The organism is Pseudonocardia sp. SID8383 (assembly GCF_009864975.1).
GTDB classification, from domain to species: Bacteria; Actinomycetota; Actinomycetes; order Mycobacteriales; family Pseudonocardiaceae; genus Pseudonocardia; species Pseudonocardia alni.
This window is the reverse complement of record NZ_WWFY01001056.1, coordinates 1-2,788: the sequence shown is the minus strand read 5'-3', so window position 1 is coordinate 2,788 and position 2,788 is coordinate 1. Positions and strand designations below refer to the sequence as shown.

Annotated in this window: 3 protein-coding genes; 1 reads left to right on the top strand and 2 read right to left on the bottom strand. The window is 74.2% G+C overall.

Going from position 1 to position 2,788, the window contains the following annotated elements; all coding sequences use genetic code 11:
* A partial coding sequence (locus tag GTW08_RS25605; protein WP_161152644.1) for a MarR family transcriptional regulator occupies nucleotides 1-297 on the bottom strand: 297 nt, incomplete at its 3' end.
* A 71-nt stretch (nucleotides 298-368) separates the two neighbouring features.
* Here GTW08_RS25605 and GTW08_RS25600 point away from each other — a divergent pair.
* Nucleotides 369-2,171, top strand: coding sequence for an ABC transporter ATP-binding protein (locus tag GTW08_RS25600; protein ID WP_073575014.1), 1,803 nt, complete (start codon nucleotides 369-371; stop codon nucleotides 2,169-2,171).
* A 34-nt stretch (nucleotides 2,172-2,205) separates the two neighbouring features.
* Here GTW08_RS25600 and GTW08_RS25595 read toward each other — a convergent pair.
* Nucleotides 2,206-2,788, bottom strand: a 583-nt coding sequence (locus GTW08_RS25595; protein ID WP_237454188.1) for a thiamine pyrophosphate-dependent enzyme, incomplete at its 5' end; no start/stop codon positions are given.

Here is a 2,788-nt window from a genome sequence, read left to right as displayed (position 1 = left end):
CCGCAGGAGCACGGCGCGCCGGTCCGCCGGGTCGGTCGCCCGCTCGACCATCCCCAGCCCGGCCAGGGCGTCGACGACCTCGGTCGCCGACCGCGGCGTGATGTGCAGGTGCCCGGCCAGCGCGCCGGGTCGCATCTCGCCGTGACGGACCAGGGTGCCGAGCGCCCGCGCCTGCGACGGGGTCAGGCCCCAGCCCGCCAGCCGCTCGGCCGAGGCGTGGCGCAGCGACCGCGCGACCGACCAGAACGCGTCGACGAGGTCGCTGCGCGAGGGCCTGGTCTGGTCCCGGTCCGGCACGGGAACAGACTAGCAAGTGATGCTGTTGCTGCCTCATAGTGAGGTAACCACAGCATCGTGAGGAGCACTCCGTGGACCCCCGACCCCCGAACCGGCCCGGCCGGCCCGACACCCGCACCTCCTCCCCGGAGGAGAAGGAACAGGCCCGCGCGGTCTCGCTGCGGCGCATCGGCGCCCTGTTCGCCCCGCACCGGGGTCCGCTCTCGGTCGTCGTCGCGACGATCGTCGCCTCGTCGATCGTCGGGATGGCCTCGCCGTTCCTGCTGCGTGAGGTCATCGACGTGGCGCTGCCGCAGCGCGACGTCCCCCTGCTCGCCTGGCTCGCCGGCGGGATGGTCGCGGTCGCCGCGGTCACCGCGGCACTCGGCGTCGCCCAGACCTGGATCTCCACCCGCATCGGCCAGGAGGTCATGCACGGGCTGCGCACCGGCGTCTTCGGCCACCTGCAGCGCCAGAGCCTGGCCTTCTTCACCCGCACCCGCACCGGTGAGGTGCAGTCGCGCATCACCAACGACATCGGCGGCATGCAGTCGGTGGTCACGAACACCGCGACCTCGGTCGCGTCCAACCTGACCACCACCGTCGCGACGCTGGTCGCGATGCTCGCGCTGTCCTGGCAGCTCACCCTGGTCTCGCTCGTCGTGCTGCCCCCGGCGATCCTGCTGACCCGCCGGGTCGCCCGCACCCGCCGCGCGATCACCGCCGCCCAGCAGCGGGAGCTGGCCGACCTCAACGTCACCGTCGAGGAGAGCCTGTCCGTCGACGGCGTCGCCCTGTCCAAGACCCTCGGCAGCGGACCGGAGCTGACCCGGCGGTTCACCGACTCCTCGTCGCGGCTGATCGGGCTGGAGCTGCGCTCCCAGCTCGCCGGACGCTGGACGATGGCCGTCACCCAGGTCGTGTTCGCCGCCGTCCCGGCGGTCATCTACCTCGCCGCCGGCCTGCCCTTCGCGGCCGGGACGATGAGCATCGGCACCCTGGTCGCGTTCACCGCGCTGCAGGGCGGCCTGTTCCGGCCGGTCATGGGGCTGCTGAGCGTCGGGGTCCAGATCGTGGCGTCGCTGGCGCTGTTCGCCCGGATCTTCGAGTACCTGGACCTGACCGTCGACGTCGTGGAGCCCGAGCACCCGGTCGCGGTGGACCACGACCGCGTCCGCGGGCACGTGCGCCTCGAGGGCGTCACCTTCGCCTACCCGGGGAGCGACGCCGCCGCCGTCGCCGGGATCGACCTCGACGTCCCGGCCGGGACCACCCTGGCGCTGGTCGGCGAGACCGGCTCCGGCAAGACCACCCTGGCGGGACTGGTCGCGCGGCTGCACGACCCGACCGCGGGCCGGGTCACCATCGACGGCGTGGACCTGCGGGACATGGCCGCCGCCGACCTCACCCGGATCGTCGGGGTCGTCGGGCAGGACACCTACCTGATGCACGCCACCGTGCGGGAGAACCTGCGCCACGCCCGTCCGGACGCCACCGACGCCGAGATCGAGGCCGCCGCGCGCGCCGCGCAGGTCCACGACCTGATCACCGGCCTGCCGGACGGCTACGACACCGTCGTCGGCTCGCGCGGGCACCGCTTCTCCGGCGGGGAGAAGCAGCGCATCGCGATCGCCCGCACGCTGCTGCGCGACCCGAAGGTGCTGGTCCTCGACGAGGCCACCAGCGCGCTGGACACCCGCACCGAGCGGGCCGTGCAGGCCGCGTTCGACGCGTTGGCCCACGGCCGCACGACGATCACCATCGCGCACCGGCTGTCGACCGTGCGCGACGCCGACCGGATCGCCGTCGTCGACCACGGCCGGATCGTCGAGTCCGGCAGCCACGACGAGCTGCTCGCCGACGCGGGCCGCTACGCCGCGCTGGCCACGGTGTGAGCGGCGACGGTGTGAGCGGCGACGGTGTGAGCGACTACGCCACGCCCGGGGCCGTGACGACCTCGACCAGCCGCGGCCCGTCGGCGGCGAACGCGTCCTTCAGCGCGGCCGCCGTCGACGCGGCGTCGGACACCGACACCGCCGGGACGCCGTAGCCCTCGGAGATCTTCACGAAGTCCAGTCCGGGGACGTCCAGGCCCGGTGTCTCCCCGGTGCCCAGCAGCCCCGCGAAGCCGCGCAGCGCACCGTAGGTACCGTTCTTCAGGATCACGAAGACCACCGGCACCCGGTACTGCGCCGCCGTCCACAGCGCGGTGATGCCGTAGTTGGCCGACCCGTCGCCGACGAGTGCGACCACCCGGCGCGCCTCGCCGTGGGCCAGCTGCGCCCCGACGGCGGCGGGCAGCCCGAACCCCAGGCCGCCGGAGGCGGGGAACAGGTAGCTGCCCGGCTCGGTGAGGTCGGCCTGGGCGACGAAGTCGTCGATGGTCGAGGTGGACTCGCAGACGTGTACGGTCCCGGCCGGGGCCGCGTCGCGGACCAGCGCGAACAGCTGCTGCGGCGGCACGTGGTCCTCGGCGCCCCGCGGTGCGGGCGGCCCGGACCGGGGCGGCAGC